18 protein-coding genes are annotated in these 20,083 nt (G+C 47.0%); 2 read left to right on the top strand and 16 right to left on the bottom strand.

Going from position 1 to position 20,083, the window contains the following annotated elements; genetic code table 11:
• Positions 1–252: 252 nt before the first annotated feature.
• Positions 253–468: a hypothetical protein gene (locus MYF79_RS09635; RefSeq protein WP_199657509.1), complete on the bottom strand. Its 216-nt coding sequence runs from the start codon at positions 466–468 to the stop codon at positions 253–255.
• 268 nt (positions 469–736) lie between these two features.
• Between MYF79_RS09635 and MYF79_RS09630 the strand changes: the two genes are divergently transcribed.
• Together MYF79_RS09630 and MYF79_RS09625 are read left to right on the top strand one after the other, a co-directional pair.
• Positions 737–1,312 (top strand): RNA polymerase sigma factor, encoded by a 576-nt coding sequence (locus MYF79_RS09630; RefSeq protein WP_247813648.1) that lies wholly within the window; start codon positions 737–739, stop codon positions 1,310–1,312.
• Between the two features lie 49 nt (positions 1,313–1,361).
• Positions 1,362–2,450: a serine protease gene (locus MYF79_RS09625; protein ID WP_247813645.1), complete on the top strand. Its 1,089-nt coding sequence runs from the start codon at positions 1,362–1,364 to the stop codon at positions 2,448–2,450.
• Positions 2,451–2,532: 82 nt separating this feature from the next.
• Here MYF79_RS09625 and MYF79_RS09620 read toward each other — a convergent pair whose 3' ends face one another.
• The 15 genes from MYF79_RS09620 to MYF79_RS09550 all read right to left on the bottom strand — a co-directional run bounded on the left by MYF79_RS09620 (position 2,533) and on the right by MYF79_RS09550 (position 19,778).
• Positions 2,533–3,252, bottom strand: a complete 720-nt coding sequence (locus MYF79_RS09620) for a carboxypeptidase-like regulatory domain-containing protein (RefSeq protein ID WP_247813644.1) — start codon at positions 3,250–3,252, stop codon at positions 2,533–2,535.
• Between the two features lie 96 nt (positions 3,253–3,348).
• Complete coding sequence (locus MYF79_RS09615) at positions 3,349–3,498, bottom strand: lmo0937 family membrane protein (protein ID WP_247813642.1); 150 nt, start codon at positions 3,496–3,498, stop codon at positions 3,349–3,351.
• 1 nt (position 3,499) lies between these two features.
• Positions 3,500–3,685: a CsbD family protein gene (locus MYF79_RS09610; RefSeq protein ID WP_199657514.1), complete on the bottom strand. Its 186-nt coding sequence runs from the start codon at positions 3,683–3,685 to the stop codon at positions 3,500–3,502.
• Between the two features lie 68 nt (positions 3,686–3,753).
• Positions 3,754–4,704, bottom strand: coding sequence for an aldose 1-epimerase (locus tag MYF79_RS09605; protein WP_247813640.1), 951 nt, complete (start codon positions 4,702–4,704; stop codon positions 3,754–3,756).
• A gap of 99 nt (positions 4,705–4,803) precedes the next feature.
• Positions 4,804–6,132, bottom strand: a complete 1,329-nt coding sequence (gene xylA / locus MYF79_RS09600; protein WP_199657516.1) for a xylose isomerase — start codon at positions 6,130–6,132, stop codon at positions 4,804–4,806.
• Between the two features lie 59 nt (positions 6,133–6,191).
• The gene (locus MYF79_RS09595; RefSeq protein WP_247813639.1) at positions 6,192–7,673 is read right to left on the bottom strand and encodes a xylulokinase; all 1,482 of its coding nucleotides are present in this window, start codon (positions 7,671–7,673) and stop codon (positions 6,192–6,194) included.
• A gap of 182 nt (positions 7,674–7,855) precedes the next feature.
• The gene (locus MYF79_RS09590; RefSeq protein ID WP_247813637.1) at positions 7,856–9,550 is read right to left on the bottom strand and encodes a sodium/sugar symporter; all 1,695 of its coding nucleotides are present in this window, start codon (positions 9,548–9,550) and stop codon (positions 7,856–7,858) included.
• Between the two features lie 117 nt (positions 9,551–9,667).
• Positions 9,668–10,798, bottom strand: a complete 1,131-nt coding sequence (locus MYF79_RS09585; protein ID WP_247813635.1) for an NAD(P)/FAD-dependent oxidoreductase — start codon at positions 10,796–10,798, stop codon at positions 9,668–9,670.
• A 123-nt stretch (positions 10,799–10,921) separates the two neighbouring features.
• A complete protein-coding gene (locus MYF79_RS09580) occupies positions 10,922–11,875 on the bottom strand; it encodes an NADP-dependent oxidoreductase (protein ID WP_247813634.1) in 954 nt (317 codons plus the stop codon).
• Between the two features lie 119 nt (positions 11,876–11,994).
• Entirely contained in the window at positions 11,995–13,251 is a 1,257-nt protein-coding gene (gene ilvA / locus MYF79_RS09575) for a threonine ammonia-lyase IlvA (protein WP_247813632.1), read from the bottom strand.
• Between the two features lie 106 nt (positions 13,252–13,357).
• On the bottom strand, positions 13,358–14,401 hold the full coding sequence (gene ilvC / locus MYF79_RS09570; protein ID WP_199657521.1) for a ketol-acid reductoisomerase: 1,044 nt from the start codon (positions 14,399–14,401) through the stop codon (positions 13,358–13,360).
• A 37-nt stretch (positions 14,402–14,438) separates the two neighbouring features.
• Positions 14,439–15,029: an acetolactate synthase small subunit gene (ilvN, locus tag MYF79_RS09565; protein ID WP_247813631.1), complete on the bottom strand. Its 591-nt coding sequence runs from the start codon at positions 15,027–15,029 to the stop codon at positions 14,439–14,441.
• A 41-nt stretch (positions 15,030–15,070) separates the two neighbouring features.
• Positions 15,071–16,825: a biosynthetic-type acetolactate synthase large subunit gene (ilvB, locus tag MYF79_RS09560; RefSeq protein WP_317233110.1), complete on the bottom strand. Its 1,755-nt coding sequence runs from the start codon at positions 16,823–16,825 to the stop codon at positions 15,071–15,073.
• On the bottom strand, positions 16,791–18,470 hold the full coding sequence (gene ilvD, locus MYF79_RS09555; RefSeq protein WP_199657523.1) for a dihydroxy-acid dehydratase: 1,680 nt from the start codon (positions 18,468–18,470) through the stop codon (positions 16,791–16,793). Before ilvD ends, ilvB begins: the two co-directional genes overlap by 35 nt.
• 402 nt (positions 18,471–18,872) lie before the next feature.
• Complete coding sequence (locus tag MYF79_RS09550; protein WP_199657524.1) at positions 18,873–19,778, bottom strand: branched-chain amino acid transaminase; 906 nt, start codon at positions 19,776–19,778, stop codon at positions 18,873–18,875.
• Between the last annotated feature and the right edge of the window lie 305 nt (positions 19,779–20,083).

Here is a 20,083-nt window from a genome sequence, read left to right as displayed (position 1 = left end):
GAAAAAGTAGAAACCATAAAAGTAACCAAAGGTTGTTTGCTGTATCATATTTGCTTAATTGCCTGACAAAAATACACCAGGATTTGAATTTTCCAAGCACTATTGTCAATAATTACAATCTATCTAATAAAATAGTCTATTTCTGATATTTTTCTCAGTTTCCAGCTAATAGAAGCAGGCTTAACAAAAAAAAACCGCCCCGTTTTGCAACGGAGCGGTCATATAAAAGCCTTTATTTGCTTACCAACGTAATTATTTTTTGGTAGAGTCAACAACAGCTTTAGCTGAATCAACAACAGCAGCAGCAGAATCAACTGTAGCGGCAGCTGAATCAACGGTAGCAGCAGCTGAATCGATGGTCTGAGTAGCTGTAGTATCTTCTGCTGGAGTTGAAGAACCACCACCGCAAGAAGCTGCAAATACACCAAGAGCTAAAGCTAAGAAACCAATTTTCAGAGCGTTTTTCATTTTGACTATGTTTTTAGGTTTTGAAATATTATCTATCCTTTATACCCGGTTTGAAAAAAGGTAACCCAGATTTTTAAAAAATTTTTTTTCTGTCCGTTTTGGCCCTTTTTTCCATTTCAGGCAGGACATTTCCATATATAGAGACGTAACTATATATGAAATCAGCTCATTCCTGCATCTATAGGGAGATAGCTACCCGGGGGGATTTGGGATTTGGATTTTTTTTCTGCTACTTTGGGTTACCAAAGCCATTTAATAGTATTAATAAGTGAAGCATAATCAGAACATAGAACGGGATCGGGAATTACTGCTGGGATTAACCAGGAATGACGACAGGGCGCTGGCGACCATCTATACGGAGAATTATCCTTCTATATTAAGAATGGTCTTACAGTATAATGGGTCTGAAGATGATGCAAAAGATCTTTTCCAGGAAGCCATGATCATATTGTACGAGAAAGCGCAGAAAGGGGAATTCGATCTGTACAGCAAGTTGAAAACTTTTCTCTACGCGGTATGCCGTCATCTGTGGCTAAAGAAATTGCAGACAGGTAGCTGGCAACTGGCTCTTCCTGATGAACTGGAAGAAGTATTGCCGGCGGCAGAAACCAGTACAGTGGCGGAGCATGAGGAAAAAGACCAGCAGTTCAGGGTGATGGAAAAGACAATGGGGAATATGGGAGAGCCTTGTAAAACGATCCTGGAAGACTATTATATCAGGAAACTGTCTATGCAGGACATTGCTGAGAAATTTGGATACACCAACTCAGAAAATGCCAAAAACCAGAAGTACAAGTGCCTGATGCGATTGAAGAAACTATTTTTTGAACAATATAAATCTTAGGACCTGACAGGTGTAAGACCTGACAGATCTGTAAAAGCGGTTACAGGCGATGAACGACTTTACATTAATACGTGATATTGAACGCTACCTGGAGGGCGAAATGAGTGAGCAGGAAAAAACTGCTTTCGAAGCGCTGCGCCAGTCCAACCCAGCGGTCAATGAGCAGGTGCTGGCACATCAGCTGCTCATTCAACAGCTGGAACAATACGGACAGAGGGTAGCATTCCAGGAAAAGATGGATAAGATCCATGCTGCCATGGCTACTGATCACGTCTTCTCCCCATCGCCGGCCCCAACACAAACGAAAGTATTTACCATCAGCAAAAGGCTGGTAACCAATATGGCGGCAGCGGCCTGCATAGCCCTGGTCACTTCCCTGTCTACCATAGCACTCATGCAGAATGCTAACAGACAGAAAACCACCGCCCAATATGAGGATGTAAGACGTGTGCTGAACAATATCCAGCGCTCCCAGAACGCCCTCATCAACGACATGAACAATAAAAAGAAAGCACCCGCCAACCCCGGCACTTATGGTGGTACCGGATTTGCTATCTCCAACAACGGCTATGTGGTGACAAATTACCATGTAATAGCGGGTGCAGATTCAATTTATATCCAGAATACGAAAGGTGAAGCATTTAAAGCAGCTAGTGTATTTGAGGACATCTCCAGCGATCTGGCTATCCTCAAGATCACCGACAGCACTTTTAAAGGCCAGCCACTCCCCTACACCCTGAAGCCGCAGCATGCGCTACGTGGTGAAGCAGTTTTCACCCTGGGTTATCCACGGGATGAGATTGTTTACGGTGAGGGCTACATCAGCGCGCAGACCGGCTTTAATGGCGACAGCGCTGCCTACCAGGTGTCCATCCCGGTTAATCCCGGGAACAGCGGAGCTCCCCTGATGGATAGCAAAGGTGATGTGGTAGGTATCGTAACCGGCAAACAAACGACTTCCGATGGTATTGCTTTTGCAGTTAAATCAGCGCACCTGAAACGACTGCTGGAAGAAATGCCGAAAGATAAACTGCCTAAAAAAGAATGGAATCATAAGAACAGACTGGGAGGGTTAAGCCGTGTGGATCAGGTGAAGAAGCTGGAAGACTTCGTTTATATGGTGAAAGTTTATAACTAAAAGATATTTTCTATTGGCCTCTGCATGCAACGCGGCCACCCTCTTTCCGGGGTGGCCGTTGCAATTATAGCTATTTCTTGTCCTATCTCTTCTTCCATGCACGGTATTTATCCGTTATCCAGTAAATCAGGTCTTCCTGCTGCATTACCCTCATGGTATTATAATCAGGATAATTTTCCCTCATGAACAACATCAGTGAATCCCCTTTCAGACTTGTCACCCGGCTAACGAACTGCGGCGTGTACCGGGAATCTATATATCTCTCTTCTTCAGCTTTGGCAAAGATCTTTTTAAACTCTCTCTTTTGCTTCTCAGACCGGGAATACCTCGTAAAAGGGCTAAACACAATACCTGCACCTACGGGGGTGCTTCCTCCTGCCAGCGGCATATCCCTTTTGTCCAGGATGTAACCGAACTGCTGCCTTCGCGCCAGGGAATCGATCTGGTAAGGTGTATATTGCGTACCAATTTCCACACTACGCAGCTGCTTGGCTTCTACCGTCAGGGAAATATTCCTGGTCTCGGTACCGCTTGCCTGACTTACCACCACACTGTCTGACCTGTACCCCAGAAATGAAAATACGACCACATCTTTAGGGCTGGCTGTTATTTTATAAAAGCCTCCTTTATCGGAGTAGGTTCTGCGACCTGTGCTTTTGTTGAGGACACTCGCATAGGGCAAAACCAGCTTGTTCTCCTTGTCCATGATGGTTCCCGTCAGCGTTACCTGTGCCTGGGCTTTCACTACCCCCAGCAGGCTGCAACAACAAAGCACCAGTAACCCTGTGATGATTCTTTTCATTATCTGATGGATTAATCTGCAGGCAATATCCTAAAAAAATAACGAAAAAATCCTCCCTGTATTGGGAGGATTTACATGATATTTTAATTTATAGGCTCACCTGGATCCCCTTATAATCTGAAGGAGGATGGCTATAATTGCTAATACAAGGAGAATATGGATCAATCCACCTGCGGAATACACAAAAAAACCCAGCAACCAGCCGATAATGAGTATGACAGCGATAATATACAGTAGACTTCCCATGTTACGCAGATTTTAAGAGTTTAATGACTTCATCACGTGTCTTACCTAATTTCTGCTGAAGATTGCCTATCAAACGGTCTTCCTGCCCTTCCTCATACAAAAGATCATCATCTGTAAGTTCTGCATATTGTTGTTTGATCTTCCCCTTCACCTCATTCCATTTACCCTTGATTTCTAAAGTATCCATAACATATCTTTTTTGGGTGAAACAATACAGGTGAAGTTCCAAAGACTATGCCAAGGGATGCCAATATGCTACCAGCTAAGTGCGGAAATGGCGGTCCTGAAGGCCTTACTTTCACCAGCAGAAAGGGATACCAGTCCCATTCCGTTATTGAAAGCGTTAGGCGCGCCGGTCAGGTTCTCAATCGCAATACTGTTGCGGTGTGGCGGTATATATATCTGCAAAACGGGATAACTGCTGTCTGGATAGAATGTAATGGCAACATGCTTTTTCGGATCTCTTAAGGTACATGTTGATGCATGCTGATCAAAGTTCAGCAGGAAAGAATTATCAAGCGGAATGCCCTCCAGGGGAGAAGATTCCAAAAACCTGTTGTACGGTAGTACCTTACCCGTGGGCACCAGCTGCGCATTAAATTCCACTATTTGTTCCGACGCAAATTGTAGCTCCATATCGTCTATGGGCGTGCCTGTAGTAAAGTAAGGATGCCATCCGTCCATCACAGGTATGGCACCGGAAGAACGGTTGCTGATGGTAGTGGTTACCTCCAGGTGTGAGGAAGGCTGCAGGCTATACTGCACTACACAGTCATATGGGAAAGGATACCCCTCATCGGCTCCATTATACTGATATCGCAATGTTACCCTTGCCGATTTTTCATCGGCATACTTCTCTTCCACTGTAAACGCAACATCGTAGAGTAATCCATGTATATAGCTACCCGGCGCAATACCTTTCTGTATCTTGTACTGCTTTCCCTCCCACTCATACACGCCACCGGGTATACGGCAGGCAAAGGGGCTCAGTTTAGCGCTCTTGAAATACGTGGCCATATTAGCCCTGTAGTCTTCCAGGCTGGCGTAGTTGTCGATGATATTCAGCTGCGTGTCCTTATAAGGTATGCGGAAAGCATGCAGCATAGCGCTATGCGCAGGAATGATCTCTACCTGCGCACCGTTATCATCGTCCTTCAGCGCAACGATATCGAAACCATCCTGGTGAATGGTGTGTGTGGAGAACATGGCAATCAGTTTAATGGTTCCACAAGGTACATAAAAAAGAAGCTGTCACGCCTTGCGGCAGACAGCTTCCTAATATTCCATTCAACAAATAAGTTACGATCAGATATACTGGTTGATAATATTTTCCAGCCACTCCTGTTTGCCACTGATAAGCTTAGGCTCACCATTGCTCACAGCGAAATTACGCAGGTCTTCCAGCGTCAGCTTACCCTCTTCGAATTCCTTACCCTTACCGCTGTCGAAAGAAGCGTAACGGTCTTTACGGAATTGCTTATACGGAGATTGTTCCAGTACTTTCTCCGCAATGACAGCAGCGCGGGCGAAAGAATCGATACCACCGATATGCGCATGGAAAATGTCTTCCAGGTCGGTTGAGTTACGGCGTGTCTTCGCGTCGAAGTTCACACCACCACCGCTGAAACCACCGGCTTCCAGGATCACCAGCATGAACTCGACCATGTCGTTCAGGTTCATCGGGAACTGGTCAGTATCCCATCCGTTCTGCGCGTCGCCACGGTTTGCGTCAATGCTGCCCAGCATACCTGCATCAGCAGCTACCTGCAGTTCGTGCTGGAAGGTATGGCCCGCCAGTGTAGCATGGTTCACTTCCAGGTTCAGTTTAAAATCTTTATCCAGTCCGTAGTGACGCAGAAAACCTATTACAGTTGCCGCATCATAATCGTACTGGTGTTTAGTAGGCTCGCAAGGTTTAGGCTCAATGAAGAACGTACCTTTAAAGCCCTGTTTACGTGCATAATCTTTAGCCACTGTCAGGAAGCGGGCCAGGTGCTCCTGCTCGCGCTTCATGTTTGTATTCAGCAGGGTCATATATCCCTCGCGACCGCCCCAGAATACATAGTTTTCGCCACCCAATGCAATAGTTGCATCCAGGGAATTCTTAACCTGTGTACCTGCATAAGCCAGTACAGCGAAGTCAGGATTGGTGGAAGCGCCGTTCATGTAACGCGGATTGCTGAATACATTGGCAGTTCCCCACAATAGTTTCACACCGCTGGCTTTCTGTTTTTCCTTTGCGTAATCAACGATCTTCTGCATGCGGCTTTCATACTCACTGATGGTAGCGCCTTCATCTACCAGGTCCACATCGTGGAAGCAGTAATAAGGTACGCCCAGCTTTGTGAAGAATTCGAAAGCTGCATCCATTTTGTCTTTTGCGCTCTGTACTGCATCAGTAGCAGTTAACCAGGGAAAAGCCTTGGTACCCGGACCGAACGGATCTCCGCCGGTACCGCAGAAGGTGTGCCAGTAGGATACTGCAAAACGGAACAGTTCCTTCATGGTCTTGCCACCGATCTTTCTGTTCTCGTCATACCATTTGTAAGCAAATGGGTTAGTTGACTGAGGACCTTCGTAGGCAATTTTCCCTATGCCTTTGAAGTACTCCTGATTCCCTAAAGTGATACTCATTTTCTTTCTTTTTTTGAATCCAAAACGTGTGTATATTCCGTGTAACTGCCAATGGCCAGTTACTTAATAACGCGCTGTAATCCTTCCAGCCACTGGCTGTAGATGCTGGCATATTGTTGCTGTAATGTGGCATCCGGCTCTATAGTAGCCAGACATTCCATACCGCGGAAAGCTTCCTGTTCATTGTACAGGCCTGCTCCTATACCGGCGGCCCTGGCAGCTCCCTGGGCGCCGTCTGTGTTATAAAGTTCGATCACTACATTGGCGGTATTGGCAAATACTTCGCGGAAAAGAGGACTGAGGAACATATTAGCCTGTCCTGCCCTCACACGGTGAATATTCAGGCCCATATCGGTCATGATGTCCATTCCGTATTTCAGGGCGAATACAATCCCTTCCTGTGCCGCGCGCAACAGGTGCTCACGGCCATGGATATTGAAGTTCAGCCCGTTGATTACTGCTCCTGTTTCCTTATTGGCCAGGATACGTTCTGCTCCGTTACCAAAAGGATAGATCTGCAGACCACGCGAGCCGGCAGGCGCCTGTGCAGCGAGTGTATTCATTTCGCTGTATTCCAGCTTACCTGTTACCTGCCTTAACCAGCTGTTGAGGATGCCTGTACCGTTGAGGCACATCAGTACGCCATTACGATGAGCATCCGCCTTGTCATTGACGTGTACAAAAGTATTCACACGGCTTTCCTGGTCGAAAGCGATGTGATCGTGCACCGCATAAACAACACCGGAAGTACCTGCTGTTGTAGCGGCTTCGCCGGGTTTCAGTACGTTGAGTGAAAATGCATTGTTAGGCTGATCACCTGCACGATAGGTCACGGGCGTACCCGCGGCGATGCCTAAGAGCGCAGCTGCCTTTTCCGTTACCTTACCCTGTAAGCCGAAAGTAGGTACTACATCCGACAAAAGGCTTTCATCAATATTGTAATGCTTCAATAATACAGGCGATACCTGCCGGCCGCTAAAATCCCAGAAGATGCCTTCCGAGAGACCGGAGATGGTGGTTGCAGCCTCTCCTGTCAGGCGCATGGCAATAAAATCACCCGGCAGCATGACTTTGTGGATGCGTCCATAGATCTCCGGTTCATACTGCTGTACCCAACGTAATTTGGAAGCCGTAAAGTTACCGGGAGAATTGAGCAGGTATTGCAGCGACCAGTTCTGGCCCAGTGCATTAAAAGCTTCATTACCTATCTCCACGGCCCGGCTGTCACACCAGATAATGGCAGGGCGAAGTACCTGCTGGTCTTTATCCACACATACCAGTCCATGCATCTGGTATGCAATACCAATACCGGCAACCGCCTTCCCATCAAAAGGATGCTGTTGCTGTAATTTTTTTGTAGCGTTCTGTACCTCCTGCCACCACATTTCGGGGTCCTGTTCTGCCCAACCTGCTACAGGTGCATGCATTGGCATCTCCTGTGCAGGACTGACTGCTGTAGCCAGGCATTTCCCCGTTTCAACATCCAGCAATGCCGCTTTCACCGAGGAGGAACCGATATCATATCCTATGGTATATTTCATAAAACGATTCGTCGTTTCGTGTGGTTAATTTGTTTTGTTGTTTCGTCGTTTCCCGGGGCTACACCCCGCGCTACAAACACGACGCTCCTACGGAGCTGATTGCAGCGAATAATCCCGTTGTGTGGCCATACAGCTGTCACCGGAGACTACAAATACGACGCGCATAAGGAAGCCGTATGCGACTACCAGAATATTGTGTAAAGCGCGGTCAGGATACCGCAAATAATCAATGCAATAACAGTGAATGCCAAAGATGGTTTGAACATGGAAGAATCCACTTCCAGTGCATGAGACCCTGAAGTACCGGCGGTTGTCAGTTTACCCGGAGCTGGTGACAGCAGGGAAATAATGATCATACCAATCACACATACCACGAATACGATACCCATACGGTCGAGGAACGGAATTTCATACACACCCTCCGCATTTGGTACAGCCATACCCAGGTCATACAGGGATGACAGATCCATCCATAGTGGCAGGAACTTCAGGAAGATAGACATTGCAAAACCACCGATCATTGCAAACAATGCGGCGTTTGCTGTGGTCCTCTTCCAGAAGAAGCCCAGTATAAACATCGCGAAAATACCAGGCGATACGAAACCGGTGTACTCCTGAATGAACTGGAAACCACCTTTTTTATCGATACCCAGGAATGGAGAAATAATGATAGCCAGGATCATGGCAACAATCACCACTACGCGGCCTACATTTACAATCTTCTTTTCAGTTGCGTTTCTGTCGAAGATCTCTTTATAGATATCCAGGGAGAAAATAGTAGAGATACTGTTTGCCTTACCTGCCAGGGAAGCTACCACCGCTGCAGTCAGCGCGGCAAATGCCAGCCCTTTCATACCTGCAGGCAGGAGGTTCATCAGCACAGGATAAGCATTGTCAGGATTCAGTTCACCTGCTTTTATCATCTCCTGCTGGAACAGGCCCTGTGAGTGCAGTACATAAGCTGCGATACCAGGCAATACCACGATCACGGGCATCAGCAGTTTCAGGAAACCGGCAAAGAGCAGACCGCTGCGCGCAGTTTTAAGATCAGCTCCCAGCGCACGTTGCGTAATATATTGGTTACAACCCCAGTAGTTCAGGTTCACGATCCACATACCACCTACCAGTACCGTCAGGCCGGGCAGATCAAGATAATGCGGGTTGTCTTTCTTGAGAATCATATGGAAATGGTCGCCTGCATGTTGCGTCATCAGGGAGAAACCTTTCAGCACACCTGTTTCGCCAAAATGCTCAGATACCAGGCTTAAGGCCAGATAAGTAGTTACCAGACCACCCAGTATCAGGAAGAACACCTGGATTACGTCTGTATAACCGATCACCTTCATACCACCCAGGGTAATAAAGATGGCGAACAACGCAATAAGGCTCATACATACATAGAAGTTGATGCCTGATATGGTATTCACCGCCAGTGCACCCAGGTACAGGATGGAAGTCAGGTTCACTACCACGTATAGCAGGAGCCAGAAAACAGCCATAATGGTGCTTACCGTTTTATTATACCTCGTCAGCAGGAACTGCGGCATGGTATATATCTTATTCTTCAGATAGATAGGCAGGAAGAAAACCGCCACAATGATGAGGGTCGCGGCTGCCATCCACTCGTAAGTAGAGATTGCCAGACCAATATTGAACCCCGAGCCTGCCATCCCGATAAACTGCTCCGCAGATATATTGGATGCGATCAGAGAGGCGCCGATAGCCCACCAGGTAAGGGAACCTTCCGCCAGGAAGAAATCTTTGGAATCAGTAGTTTGCCGTTTTTTCTTTTTGTAGATATAGAGACCGTAGCCGGCAACAATCACGAAATACACTAAGAAAACAACATAATCGAGGAATTGTAAGCTCTTTTGCATAAAAAAAACGTGGTAATAAATAAATTAGGAATCAATATAGCAACATTTTAATTAAACGTAAAATTTACGTTTAAAAATTTTCACTACGTGTTGGACATATTTTCTGTTTTTCATTGTTTATTCAGTAAGGAATGCGGAGAGTTGTTCTCCTACAGCGGATCCTATTGCTACGCCCATGCCGCCCATACGGACGCCGAGCACGATGTTGTGTGTATGGTAACGGATCAGTGGCTGGCGGGTCCGGCCAAAAGCCATGATACCGGTCCAACGGTCTGTGATCATAAAGGATTGTCCTGGTAAGATAATATTGTGCAACCGGTTTTCCAATTGCGCTTGTATCTCCGGATTAAGATCAAAGCTTGTTGTGGTTTCTTTTTCAAAGTCTAGGTTACGCCCGCCGCCAAACAGCACTCTTCCTTCCAGCTCCCGGAAGTAATAATACCCTTCCTCCATGTGAAAAACGCCTTTAAAGGACAGACCGGGAATGACATTCGTCAGTAACACCTGTCCTCTGCCTGGCTGCAGATCCAGCTCCGGCAACAACTGCCGGGCAAAGGCATTCGTGCAGACAGCCACCCTTCTGGCCATAAAACCGACCTCCTCCCCTTCTGCCGTCGGAACAGAGACCCTCACGCCCGTCTGCAGATCTTCCAGGTGGCTTATCCTGCAACCGGTCTTTATTTCGACCCCTCGTGAGATGGCGATGTCTATGAGACTACGCATCATCCTGCCGGTATGCAGTTCTCCTTCATAATTATTGCGGACCAGCGCCTTTACGTAGGCCCCGTTAAAACCGAATTCCGCTATCTTATTGCTGGTAAGCGTAAAGGCATCTCCGCCCAGCAACGGTCTTAAAACATTGTTCACACTGTCCAGTTGCGCCAGGGCATGTTCTTCCTGTATGCCTATCAGTTCATAACTGCCCTCTTCCCGGTACTGCATGGCCTCATCTCCGATGCGGCGGCGCAATAACTGCAGACCATTGCGCCGCATCTGTAAAATATCCAGCACTTCTTCCCGGGGCATGCTGTTAAAATCAGACAACAGCTCTGTCAGACTGCCTATACAGGCAAAGCCCGCATTCTTTGTACTGGCGCCCGTAGGTAGAATGTCCCTTTCAAGCACCAGCACCCGCGCTGCAGGTAGCCTGTCTTTCAGGCTGATAGCTGTGGAAAGCCCTACTATACCACTGCCGGCAATGATATAGTCATATTGTAAAAGGCTCTGTTTTTCCCAGTAGCTAAGCATACCTTTCTGATTTGGCTATCAGCCGTTTTTCAAACGCCGGAATTGATTAATGTATTGTAAATGTACTCTTTTTATTGATGTCAAGCTGACATTTATTATATTTCAATCGCCTTCTCCTCCTTACTACACTGTAAGCACTATTTTTCCCTTGCCATGCCCTTCTTCCAGCCGCTGATGCGCATGGACGATCTCCGTCAGCGGGAAAGTCTCATCCACCTGCACTTTCAGACGGTTGTTGCTAAGCAGGAACGCCAGTTGCTCCATCCGTTCGCCGGAAGGCCTTACAGACATCCACTTTACCTCTATTCCCTTTTCTTTTGCCCTGGCAATAACAGCCGGATCATCTTTATACATGCTTGGCAGGGATACCAGCACCCCTCCCGGGCTTAACACTTCCAGGGAGCGAAGGGCTATTTCTCCTCCCATGCCGTCTATTACTACATCCACCTTCTCTACTGCATCTTCAAAACGTTGGGTTTTATAGTCAACCAGCTGATCTACTCCTAATTCCTTCAGAAATGGATGATTTGACGCTGATGCGGTAGCCGCCACAAAACATTGTTTCCACTTGGCCAGTTGCACAACAATATGCCCTACACCGCCTGCGCCGCCCTGTACAAGCACTCTCTGTCCCCAGGTTACTCCGGCCTGATCAAACAGGGCCTCCCAGGCGGTAAGGCCAGCTAACGGGGTACCTGCGGCTACTTCATATGAGATCTCTTTGGGAATAATGGCAAACTCTTCTTCCTGCACTACGGCATACTCTGCGTATGCATTACCGGGATTGGGGAAATTACTCATACCGAATATACGGTCGCCGGTAACGAACTTACTCACACCTTCTCCTACACTTACCACTTCTCCTGCTATATCCCAACCAAGGATGGCAGGTAATGTCTGATAGGACGCATATCCTTTACCAGACCGGGTTTTAAAATCAACAGGGTTTAATCCGATTGCTTTCACTTTCACAAGCACCTGTCCTGCCGCCGGCAGAGGTATTGCTACTTTTTCAATCCTGAAAGCAGTGGCCGGCCCAAACTCAGGCAAAATGGCCGCCTGCATAAAATTACTCATACGCCATATTTTGGCTTTAAATTATGATAAAAAAGGGAATTGCGCATATATGCAGAAAGGGCATCATGTTTTATAACCAAAACATAATGCCCTTTCTAAAAACGAGACAGATCAATACTTTACACGAGATAACCAAAGAGGTTATCGTCTTTATTCAGTTCCGTGAAATGAATGTTATACTTCCTGAAATTCGCCAGCAGGATATCATAGTCCTCTCTCCGCTTCAGCTCCACACCGATCAGTGCCGGACCTGTTTCCTTGTTGTGTTTCTGGATAAACTCGAACCGGGTGATATCATCGTCAGGACCCAGTACATGGTTTACAAACTCTTTCAGGGCGCCCGGGCGCTGTACAAAGCGGATGATGAAGTAATGCTTCAATCCTTCGTATAACAGGGAGCGCTCCTTGATCTCCTGCATACGGTCTATATCATTATTGCTGCCACTCACTACACACACTACCTTCTTTCCTTCTATTTCTTTCGCGTAGTAATCGAGCGCCGCGATAGACAATGCACCTGCAGGTTCCACTACGATGGCGTCTTCATTGTACAGTCGTAATATAGTAGAGCAAACCTTCCCTTCGGGTACCAGCTGCATTTTGTTCAAAATATCTTTGCAGATGCTGAATGTAAGTGCACCTACTCTTTTTACGGCAGCGCCATCCACGAAACGTTCTATTTCGTCGAGTGTAACGGGACCGCCTGCTTCCAGCGCGCGCGTCATAGATGGAGCGCCTTCCGGCTCCACACCAATGATCTGCGTCTGGGGACTGTAAGTCTTGAAATAAGTACCGAGACCAGCTGCCAGTCCGCCGCCACCAATAGGCACGAACACATAATCGATCTTTGCCTGGTCTTCCAGGATCTCCACGGCTACAGTACCTTGTCCTTCTATGATCTTCGGATCATCAAAAGGAGGAATGAAAGTCATATTGTGCGCCTGTGTAAAAACCTGCGCTTCTGCAGCACAATCATCAAATGTATCGCCCACCAGTTTTATTTCGATGTTATCGCCGCCGAACATTCTAACCTGGTTCACCTTTTGTTTGGGAGTGATGATGGGCATAAAGCAAACGCCTTTGATATCGAGCTGGCGACATGCATAAGCAAAGCCCTGTGCATGGTTACCGGCGCTGGCGCAGGTAACGCCTTTCGACAGCGTTTCTTTATCCAGGCTGCTAATCAGGTTGTATGCACCACGCAATTTATAAGACCTTACAATCTGCATATCTTCTCTTTTGAGATAGACATCTGCATTATACCTGCGTGAAAGCGTAGCGCTGTATGTAAGCGGAGTACGGTTCACCACAGGTTTCAACTTCACCGCAGCATCAAGGATGTTGAGCGGGTTCACACTTGTTAGTACCTGGGACATTGTTCTTTTAAATTAGGAATCAGGAATTAAAGAATCAGGAATCGATACATAAAGCTCAATTCCTAATTCCCAATTCCTGATCATATCATCGAATAATCGAATCGAATTAAGCGTTAGGACGCAGCTTTCTTACTGCCGCACCTGCCTGCCACATTTCGCTTTCACGCAGTTCTTTCAGTTCCTCTTCCAGTTTTTCACGGTAGTCAGGAGTACTGTTGGATGCGATAGAACGTGCAGCTTCTTTACCTGCGGCAACACTTGCATACAGCTCTTCAAATACAGGCTGGCTGGCTTCTTTAAATTTCTTCCACCAGTCTAATGCACCACGCTGAGCGGTGGTAGAGCAGTTAGCATACATCCAGTCCATACCATTTTCAGCAACGAGTGGCATCAGGGACTGGGTCAGTTCTTCAACAGTTTCGTTGAATGCTTCAGATGGAGAGTGACCGTTCTTGCGCAGTACTTCGTACTGAGCAGCGAAGATACCCTGGATAGCACCCATCAGGGTACCACGCTCACCTGTTAAGTCAGAAGTAACTTCTTTCTTGAAATCTGTTTCAAACAGGTAACCGGAACCAACACCGATACCCAGCGCAATAACGCGGTCACGGGCTTTACCGGTTGCATCCTGGAATATAGCAAAGCTGGAGTTCAGCCCCTGGCCAGCCAGGAACAGTCTGCGCAGGGAAGTACCGGAACCTTTAGGGGCTACCAGGATCACATCCACATCAGCAGGAGGAATAATACCAGTCTGGTCTTTATAAGTAATACCAAAACCATGGGAGAAATATAAAGCCTTGCCTTTGGTCAGGTGTGGCTTCAGTGTAGGCCACAGTGCGATCTGACCGGCATCGCTCAACAGGAACTGGATGATAGTACCTTTTTGTGCAGCTTCTTCGATCTCGAACAGTGTCTTACCTGGTACCCAGCCATCAGCGATAGCTTTATCCCATGTTTTAGATCCTTTACGCTGTCCTACAATCACGTTAAAGCCGTTATCTTTCAGGTTCAGTGCCTGGCCGGGGCCCTGTACGCCGTAACCAATGATAGCTATCACTTCGTTCTTCAGCACTTCTCTAGCTTTTTCCATGGGGAATTCTTCTCTGGTTACTACGTCTTCCAGTACCCCTCCAAAATTGATGGTTGCCATGTTTTGATAGTGTTTGTTTATTTTATGAATTATTTAACTAGATACTTTCCTCTTCTGCCGAAACCTCCGAATGCTCTGTATACTGTGCCTGTTTCAGGTTGTCAGGACGACGGGTTTCCAGCTCTTTCAGATGATCGTGGAAACGACGGCTCCATTTCACAATGGCTACCCTTCCACTCTTGGAATATTCGATCAGACCATATGGCGCCAACTTAGCCTGTAAGTCGATCAGCTCCTGCTGATGACCGGTTTTCTCCAATACAAAATACTCATCGGTGAGCGTGAGGATACGTGCATTGTTTTCACGGATCAGCAGTTCGATATTACCGTTCTGCAACGCTTTGGTAGATATTTTGTAAAGTGCCAGTTCCTGGTACACCACTTCATCTTCCTCATGTACAAATGCACGGTGGATCTCTATCAGTCTTTCTATCTGGCCAACGATCTTCACCAGCTTTTCCTTTTCGGATACTACAGTGATGATGAATTTATATACGCCAGGTATCTCCGTTTCAGCGGTTGTAAGGCTGGTGATGTTGATACCCCTGCGTGTGAAGATAACGGTGATACGGTTCGTGATACCGATCCTGTCTTCCGTATATACCGTTATTGTATATTCTTTTTGCATAGTGTTCGTGTTAATGATTGCTGAATTCCTTCTTCCTGCTGCTACTCAAGCCTGATGTTTGCTATTGGCTGGCCGGAAGGCACCATTGGGAATACATTGTCTTCTTTCTCCACTACAACTTCCAGCAGATAAGCGCCTTTGTGTGAGATCATCTCATCTACAGCAGCTACGATATCCGCACGGTCAGTTACTTTTCTGCCAGGAACATAGAACCCTTTTGCGATCTGCACAAAGTCAGGGTTGATCATCTCTGTGGAAGAATAACGTTTGTCAAAGAACAACTGCTGCCATTGGCGTACCATGCCGAGGAAGTTGTTATTCAGGATCACAATCTTAACACCTATTTCAGACTGATAGATAGTACCCAGTTCCTGCAATGTCATCTGGAAACAACCATCGCCGATCACTGCCACTACCTCTTTTTCAGGCGTACCTACTTTCGCACCCATTGCTGCCGGCAGCGCAAAGCCCATGGTGCCCATACCACCGGAAGTGATATTCGTATTAGGGTCTTTAAAGCGATAGTAACGGGATGCGATCATCTGGTGCTGCCCTACGTCTGTTACAAGTACTGCTTTACCTTCTGTTCTTTCAGAGATCAGGCGTACCACTTCAGCCATTTTCAAACCGCCTTCAGCAGGATACAGTTCTTTTTTGCTTACCTTCTCTTCCTCTTTCTTATCTGCCTCACGGAAGCCTTTTATCCACTCGTCATGCTGATTAGGTTCTACCAGCTTTATTAAAGCTGCCAGCGCCGTTTTAGCATCTGCGTGTACCGCTACATCTGCTTTGATGATCTTGTTGATCTCAGCTGCATCTATTTCGATGTGGATCACCTTCGCCTGCTTCACGAATTGGGACACATCGCCGGTGATACGGTCATCGAAACGCATGCCCACAGCAATCAGCACATCACATTCATTTGTCATGATGTTTGGTGCATAGTTACCGTGCATACCGAGATAACCTACATACTTAGGATGATCTACAGGTACTGCTGAAAGACCAAGCAAAGTGGAAGCTATCGGTATACCTGCTTTTTCCGCAAGTGCGATCAGCTCTTTTTCAGCGCCTGCAAGCAATACACCATGACCACAGAAGATATACGGTCTTTTTGCATTGTTGATCAGTTCTGCCGCCGCTTTTACCGCGTTTGCATCCAGTTCTGGTACAGGACGGTAGCTGCGGATATAATCACATTTCTTATATTCAAAATCGAATTTCGCTACCTGCGCATTCCTGGTGATATCTACCAGTACAGGACCCGGGCGACCGCTACCTGCTATATAGAATGCTTTGGCGATAGCTCCCGGAATGTCTTCCGGACGCGTTACCTGGATGTTCCATTTTGTGATCGGCATGGTAATACCAATTACATCCGTTTCCTGGAAAGCATCGGTACCCAGCAGGTGTGCTGCCACCTGACCAGTGATACATACCATCGGCGTAGAATCCATGAAAGCATCTGCCAGTCCTGTTACCAGGTTGGTAGCACCGGGACCGGAGGTAGCGAAGACCACACCGGTTTTACCGGAAGTGCGCGCATAGCCCTGTGCGGCATGCGTAGCACCTTGTTCGTGACGGACCAATATATGATGGACTTTATCCTGAAAATCGTACAGGGCATCATAAATGGGCATAATAGCGCCTCCCGGATAGCCGAAAATGGTTTCTACACCTTCTGCAATCAGCGAGCGGATCACAGCCTCAGAGCCAGTGATATTGAGCGGAGCAGTTGTCGCTGCCCGCTTTTCAGCCGGCTCAGGCTTCATCGGTAACACATCCTTCTGTTGCATTTGAAACGAGTTTTGCGTATTTTAATAATATACCGTTGTTAACCTTCAATGCAGGTTTCACCCACTGTGCCCTGCGGGCTGCCAGCTCTTCCGCACTCAGTTCCACATTGATCGTGTTCTTTTCGGCATCTATTTCAATAATATCATTGTCTTTTACCAGCGCGATGGTACCGCCTTCATAGGCTTCCGGTGTGATATGACCTACCACAAAACCATGTGTACCACCGGAAAAACGTCCGTCTGTGATCAGCGCTACGCTCTTACCAAGCCCCACACCCATGATAGCGGATGTTGGCTTCAGCATTTCTGGCATACCAGGGGCGCCTTTAGGGCCTACCTGCCTGATCACCACCACATCTCCTTTCTGCACACGGCCGCTCTGGATACCCGCTATCAGTTCAAACTCGCCGTCAAACACACGTGCAGGTCCGCGGAAGCTAAGGCCTTCCTTACCGGTTATTTTTGCTACAGAACCCTGTTCTGCCAGGTTACCATACAGCATCTGTATGTGACCGGTAGCTTTCAGTGGTTGTTCTGCAGGAACGATAATGTGCTGTGATTCGAAATCCAGATCAGGAACACTTTCCAGGTTCTCTGCCAGGGTCTTGCCGGTTACTGTCAGACAGTGTCCGTGCAGATATCCTTTCTTCAGCAAATATTTCATTACCAGGGGAACACCGCCAATATTGTGCAGGTCTTCCATCAGGTATTTACCACTTGGTTTCAGGTCTGCGATCAGCGGTGTTTTGTCACTGATACGCTGGAAATCCTGCAAAGTGAATTTCACACCTACTGATTTTGCTATGGCGATGAAGTGTAATACCGCATTGGTACTACCCCCCAGCGCCATCACAACCGTAGCGGCATTTTCAAATGCCTCGAAGGTCATGATATCGGTAGGTTTAATATCTTTTTCCAGCAGCAGGCGGATATATTTACCTGCAGCCAGGCATTCTTCCTGTTTTTCCTTGCTCAGTGCAGGGCTGGAAGAACTGTAGGGAAGGCTCATACCCAGTGCCTCAATAGCTGATGACATGGTATTGGCCGTATACATACCGCCACAGGCGCCGGCGCCAGGGCAGGAATGCTGTACAATTCCTTTAAAATCCTCTTCATTCAGCTGGCCTGCCATCTTCTGGCCCAGCGCTTCAAAAGCGGATATGATGTTGAGGTCCTGGCCTTTATACTTACCGGGAGCAATAGTACCACCGTAAACCATGATGGAAGGGCGGTTCAGGCGGCCCATCGCCATTAGGGAGCCAGGCATGTTCTTATCGCAGCCTGGTACAGTGATCAGCGCATCATAATATTGTGCGCCACAAACAGTTTCGATGGAATCAGCTATCAGATCGCGGCTGACCAGGGAGTAACGCATACCTGGGGTACCATTACTCATACCGTCGCTGACGCCGATGGTATGGAAAGTGAGTCCGACGAGATCATTAGCCCAGACGCCTTTTTTGACCTGCTGAGCGAGATCATTGAGGTGCATGTTACAGGTATTACCGTCGTAGCCCATACTGGCCACGCCTACCTGCGCTTTTTTCAGGTCTTCTTCTGTTAAACCTATTCCATACAGCTGCGCCTGTGCGGCCGGCTGTGTAGGGTCCTGGGTGAGCGTCTTGCTATATTTATTTAATTCCATCTGTTTCTTAATATTTCCGGTTGCTATTTAAAGTGGTACAAAATAGCAGTGATAAAAGCCAAGTTCCAAACCTATTACTGACCGGTTAGCCGGTATTCAAATCTCTTCGTTTTATGTCCAAACCCGCTATGGCACTGGATAACGTACCTCTAAAAATCCAAATTCCAACTTATTAAAAATGCCTTGCGGGAGAAAACGGGAGGCCTGTACGAAGTGTTTATAAAGAGCATCCCGCTTTGTTTATATGGTACAAAGCGGGATGCTTTGCGTAGCTATCTGATTGAGTTAGATACAATACTATCAGTTTCAAATAATAATGTATCATTTCCAGGTATGGTAATATGGAGAAATACCTGAATCAGTACGAGTTTTCATGAATATCTGTACACTGCATGCAGGCGCTTAGGCGACTGGTACAGCGGCGCGATCGAATTCTTTTTCCAGTACTCTGGCTTTGTAAGCCTGTTGCAACAGTTTACCCAGGGAAGAAGCCCATGGTTTTGCAAAGCCCTGACCATCAAGAGAATCCCATCCTACTACTTCAGCAGCAGTACCGCAATAGAATACGCAGTCGGCAGTTTTCAGTTCATCTACTGTGAAAAGCTTTTCTTCCAGCGGAATACCCAGCTCATGGCATAGTTCAATAACTGTAGCACGGGTAATACCTGGCAGGATGTTGCCTGGAGGAGGTGTGAAGATCTTACCGTCTTTCTCGAAGAACAGGTTGGCGCCCGGACCTTCAGCTACATTTCCGTTCATGTCCAGCAGCAGCGCTTCGTCGTAACCGTTTTCCTTTGCTTCCTGCGAAGCCAGGATCGAGTTTACGTACAGACCAGCGGTCTTTGATTCGATCTTGAAAGCTTTTGGATTTGGACGCTGGTAAGAGGAGGTCATTACACGCAGCAGTTTCTCGCCCAAATAAGCACCCCACTCCCATGCACAGATCAGTACATGCGTTTCGCTGGCTGCTTTCAGGGTCATGTTGGGAGGACAGAAAGCAAGCGGACGGATGTACGCCTCTTCCATATTGTTCAGTTCCAGCACCTTATAACATGCGGCAATCAGCTCATCATTGTTAAACGGATAAGGCATGTGAATCAGTTCGCAGGAACGTTTGAATCTGTCAAAGTGTTCTTTCGCTTTGAATATCTTCACTTTTCCTTCAGCAGTTTTGTAAGCACGGATACCTTCAAATACTGCATATCCGTAATGCAATGACTGACCATACAGGTCGATAGTGGCCGCGGTGGCTTTCTTATACTCCCCGTTAACGTAAAGAATGGTGTTCTCGTTGTAATAGCTATACATAATTCAGATATTAGAAATCGATTTTGGATACTTCTCTTATGGGCGTAAAAAAACGCCTTCCTCGTGTGGAGGAAGGCGTTGTTATTTTTAGTGATTGTGCACGATTACCTATCCTCCATATTGGTGGCTAATAATGACAACGACAACCACGACTAGCGTGATAGCCCAGTTCAGCTGAGCTACGATGTGATTGATCTTATTGTTGTCTTTATTTACCCACATGGAGGTACCTTTTTTATTTTGCTTCTACAAATGTATTGGTCGTTAAACTAAAAAACAATACAATCCAAAAGATTTAGTCATTT

The organism is Chitinophaga filiformis, from assembly GCF_023100805.1.
Taxonomy (GTDB): Bacteria; Bacteroidota; Bacteroidia; order Chitinophagales; family Chitinophagaceae; genus Chitinophaga; species Chitinophaga filiformis_B.
Note: the sequence above shows the minus strand (reverse complement) of the source record. Positions and strands in the feature narration are given on the sequence as shown.

Bases quoted from the DNA above. Each gene is read 5' to 3' on its own strand.
- MYF79_RS09635 (WP_199657509.1), bottom strand. From the start codon at position 468: ATGAAAAACGCTCTGAAAATTGGTTTCTTAGCTTTAGCTCTTGGTGTA.
- MYF79_RS09625 (WP_247813645.1), top strand. From the start codon at position 1,362: ATGAACGACTTTACATTAATACGTGATATTGAACGCTACCTGGAGGGC.
- MYF79_RS09620 (WP_247813644.1), bottom strand. From the start codon at position 3,252: ATGAAAAGAATCATCACAGGGTTACTGGTGCTTTGTTGTTGCAGCCTG.
- MYF79_RS09615 (WP_247813642.1), bottom strand. From the start codon at position 3,498: ATGGGAAGTCTACTGTATATTATCGCTGTCATACTCATTATCGGCTGG.
- MYF79_RS09610 (WP_199657514.1), bottom strand. From the start codon at position 3,685: ATGGATACTTTAGAAATCAAGGGTAAATGGAATGAGGTGAAGGGGAAG.
- MYF79_RS09605 (WP_247813640.1), bottom strand. From the start codon at position 4,704: ATGTTCTCCACACACACCATTCACCAGGATGGTTTCGATATCGTTGCG.
- xylA (WP_199657516.1), bottom strand. From the start codon at position 6,132: ATGAGTATCACTTTAGGGAATCAGGAGTACTTCAAAGGCATAGGGAAA.
- MYF79_RS09595 (WP_247813639.1), bottom strand. From the start codon at position 7,673: ATGAAATATACCATAGGATATGATATCGGTTCCTCCTCGGTGAAAGCG.
- MYF79_RS09590 (WP_247813637.1), bottom strand. From the start codon at position 9,550: ATGCAAAAGAGCTTACAATTCCTCGATTATGTTGTTTTCTTAGTGTAT.
- MYF79_RS09585 (WP_247813635.1), bottom strand. From the start codon at position 10,798: ATGCTTAGCTACTGGGAAAAACAGAGCCTTTTACAATATGACTATATC.
- MYF79_RS09580 (WP_247813634.1), bottom strand. From the start codon at position 11,875: ATGAGTAATTTTATGCAGGCGGCCATTTTGCCTGAGTTTGGGCCGGCC.
- ilvA (WP_247813632.1), bottom strand. From the start codon at position 13,251: ATGTCCCAGGTACTAACAAGTGTGAACCCGCTCAACATCCTTGATGCT.
- ilvC (WP_199657521.1), bottom strand. From the start codon at position 14,401: ATGGCAACCATCAATTTTGGAGGGGTACTGGAAGACGTAGTAACCAGA.
- ilvN (WP_247813631.1), bottom strand. From the start codon at position 15,029: ATGCAAAAAGAATATACAATAACGGTATATACGGAAGACAGGATCGGT.
- ilvB (WP_317233110.1), bottom strand. From the start codon at position 16,825: ATGCAACAGAAGGATGTGTTACCGATGAAGCCTGAGCCGGCTGAAAAG.
- ilvD (WP_199657523.1), bottom strand. From the start codon at position 18,470: ATGGAATTAAATAAATATAGCAAGACGCTCACCCAGGACCCTACACAG.
- MYF79_RS09550 (WP_199657524.1), bottom strand. From the start codon at position 19,778: ATGTATAGCTATTACAACGAGAACACCATTCTTTACGTTAACGGGGAG.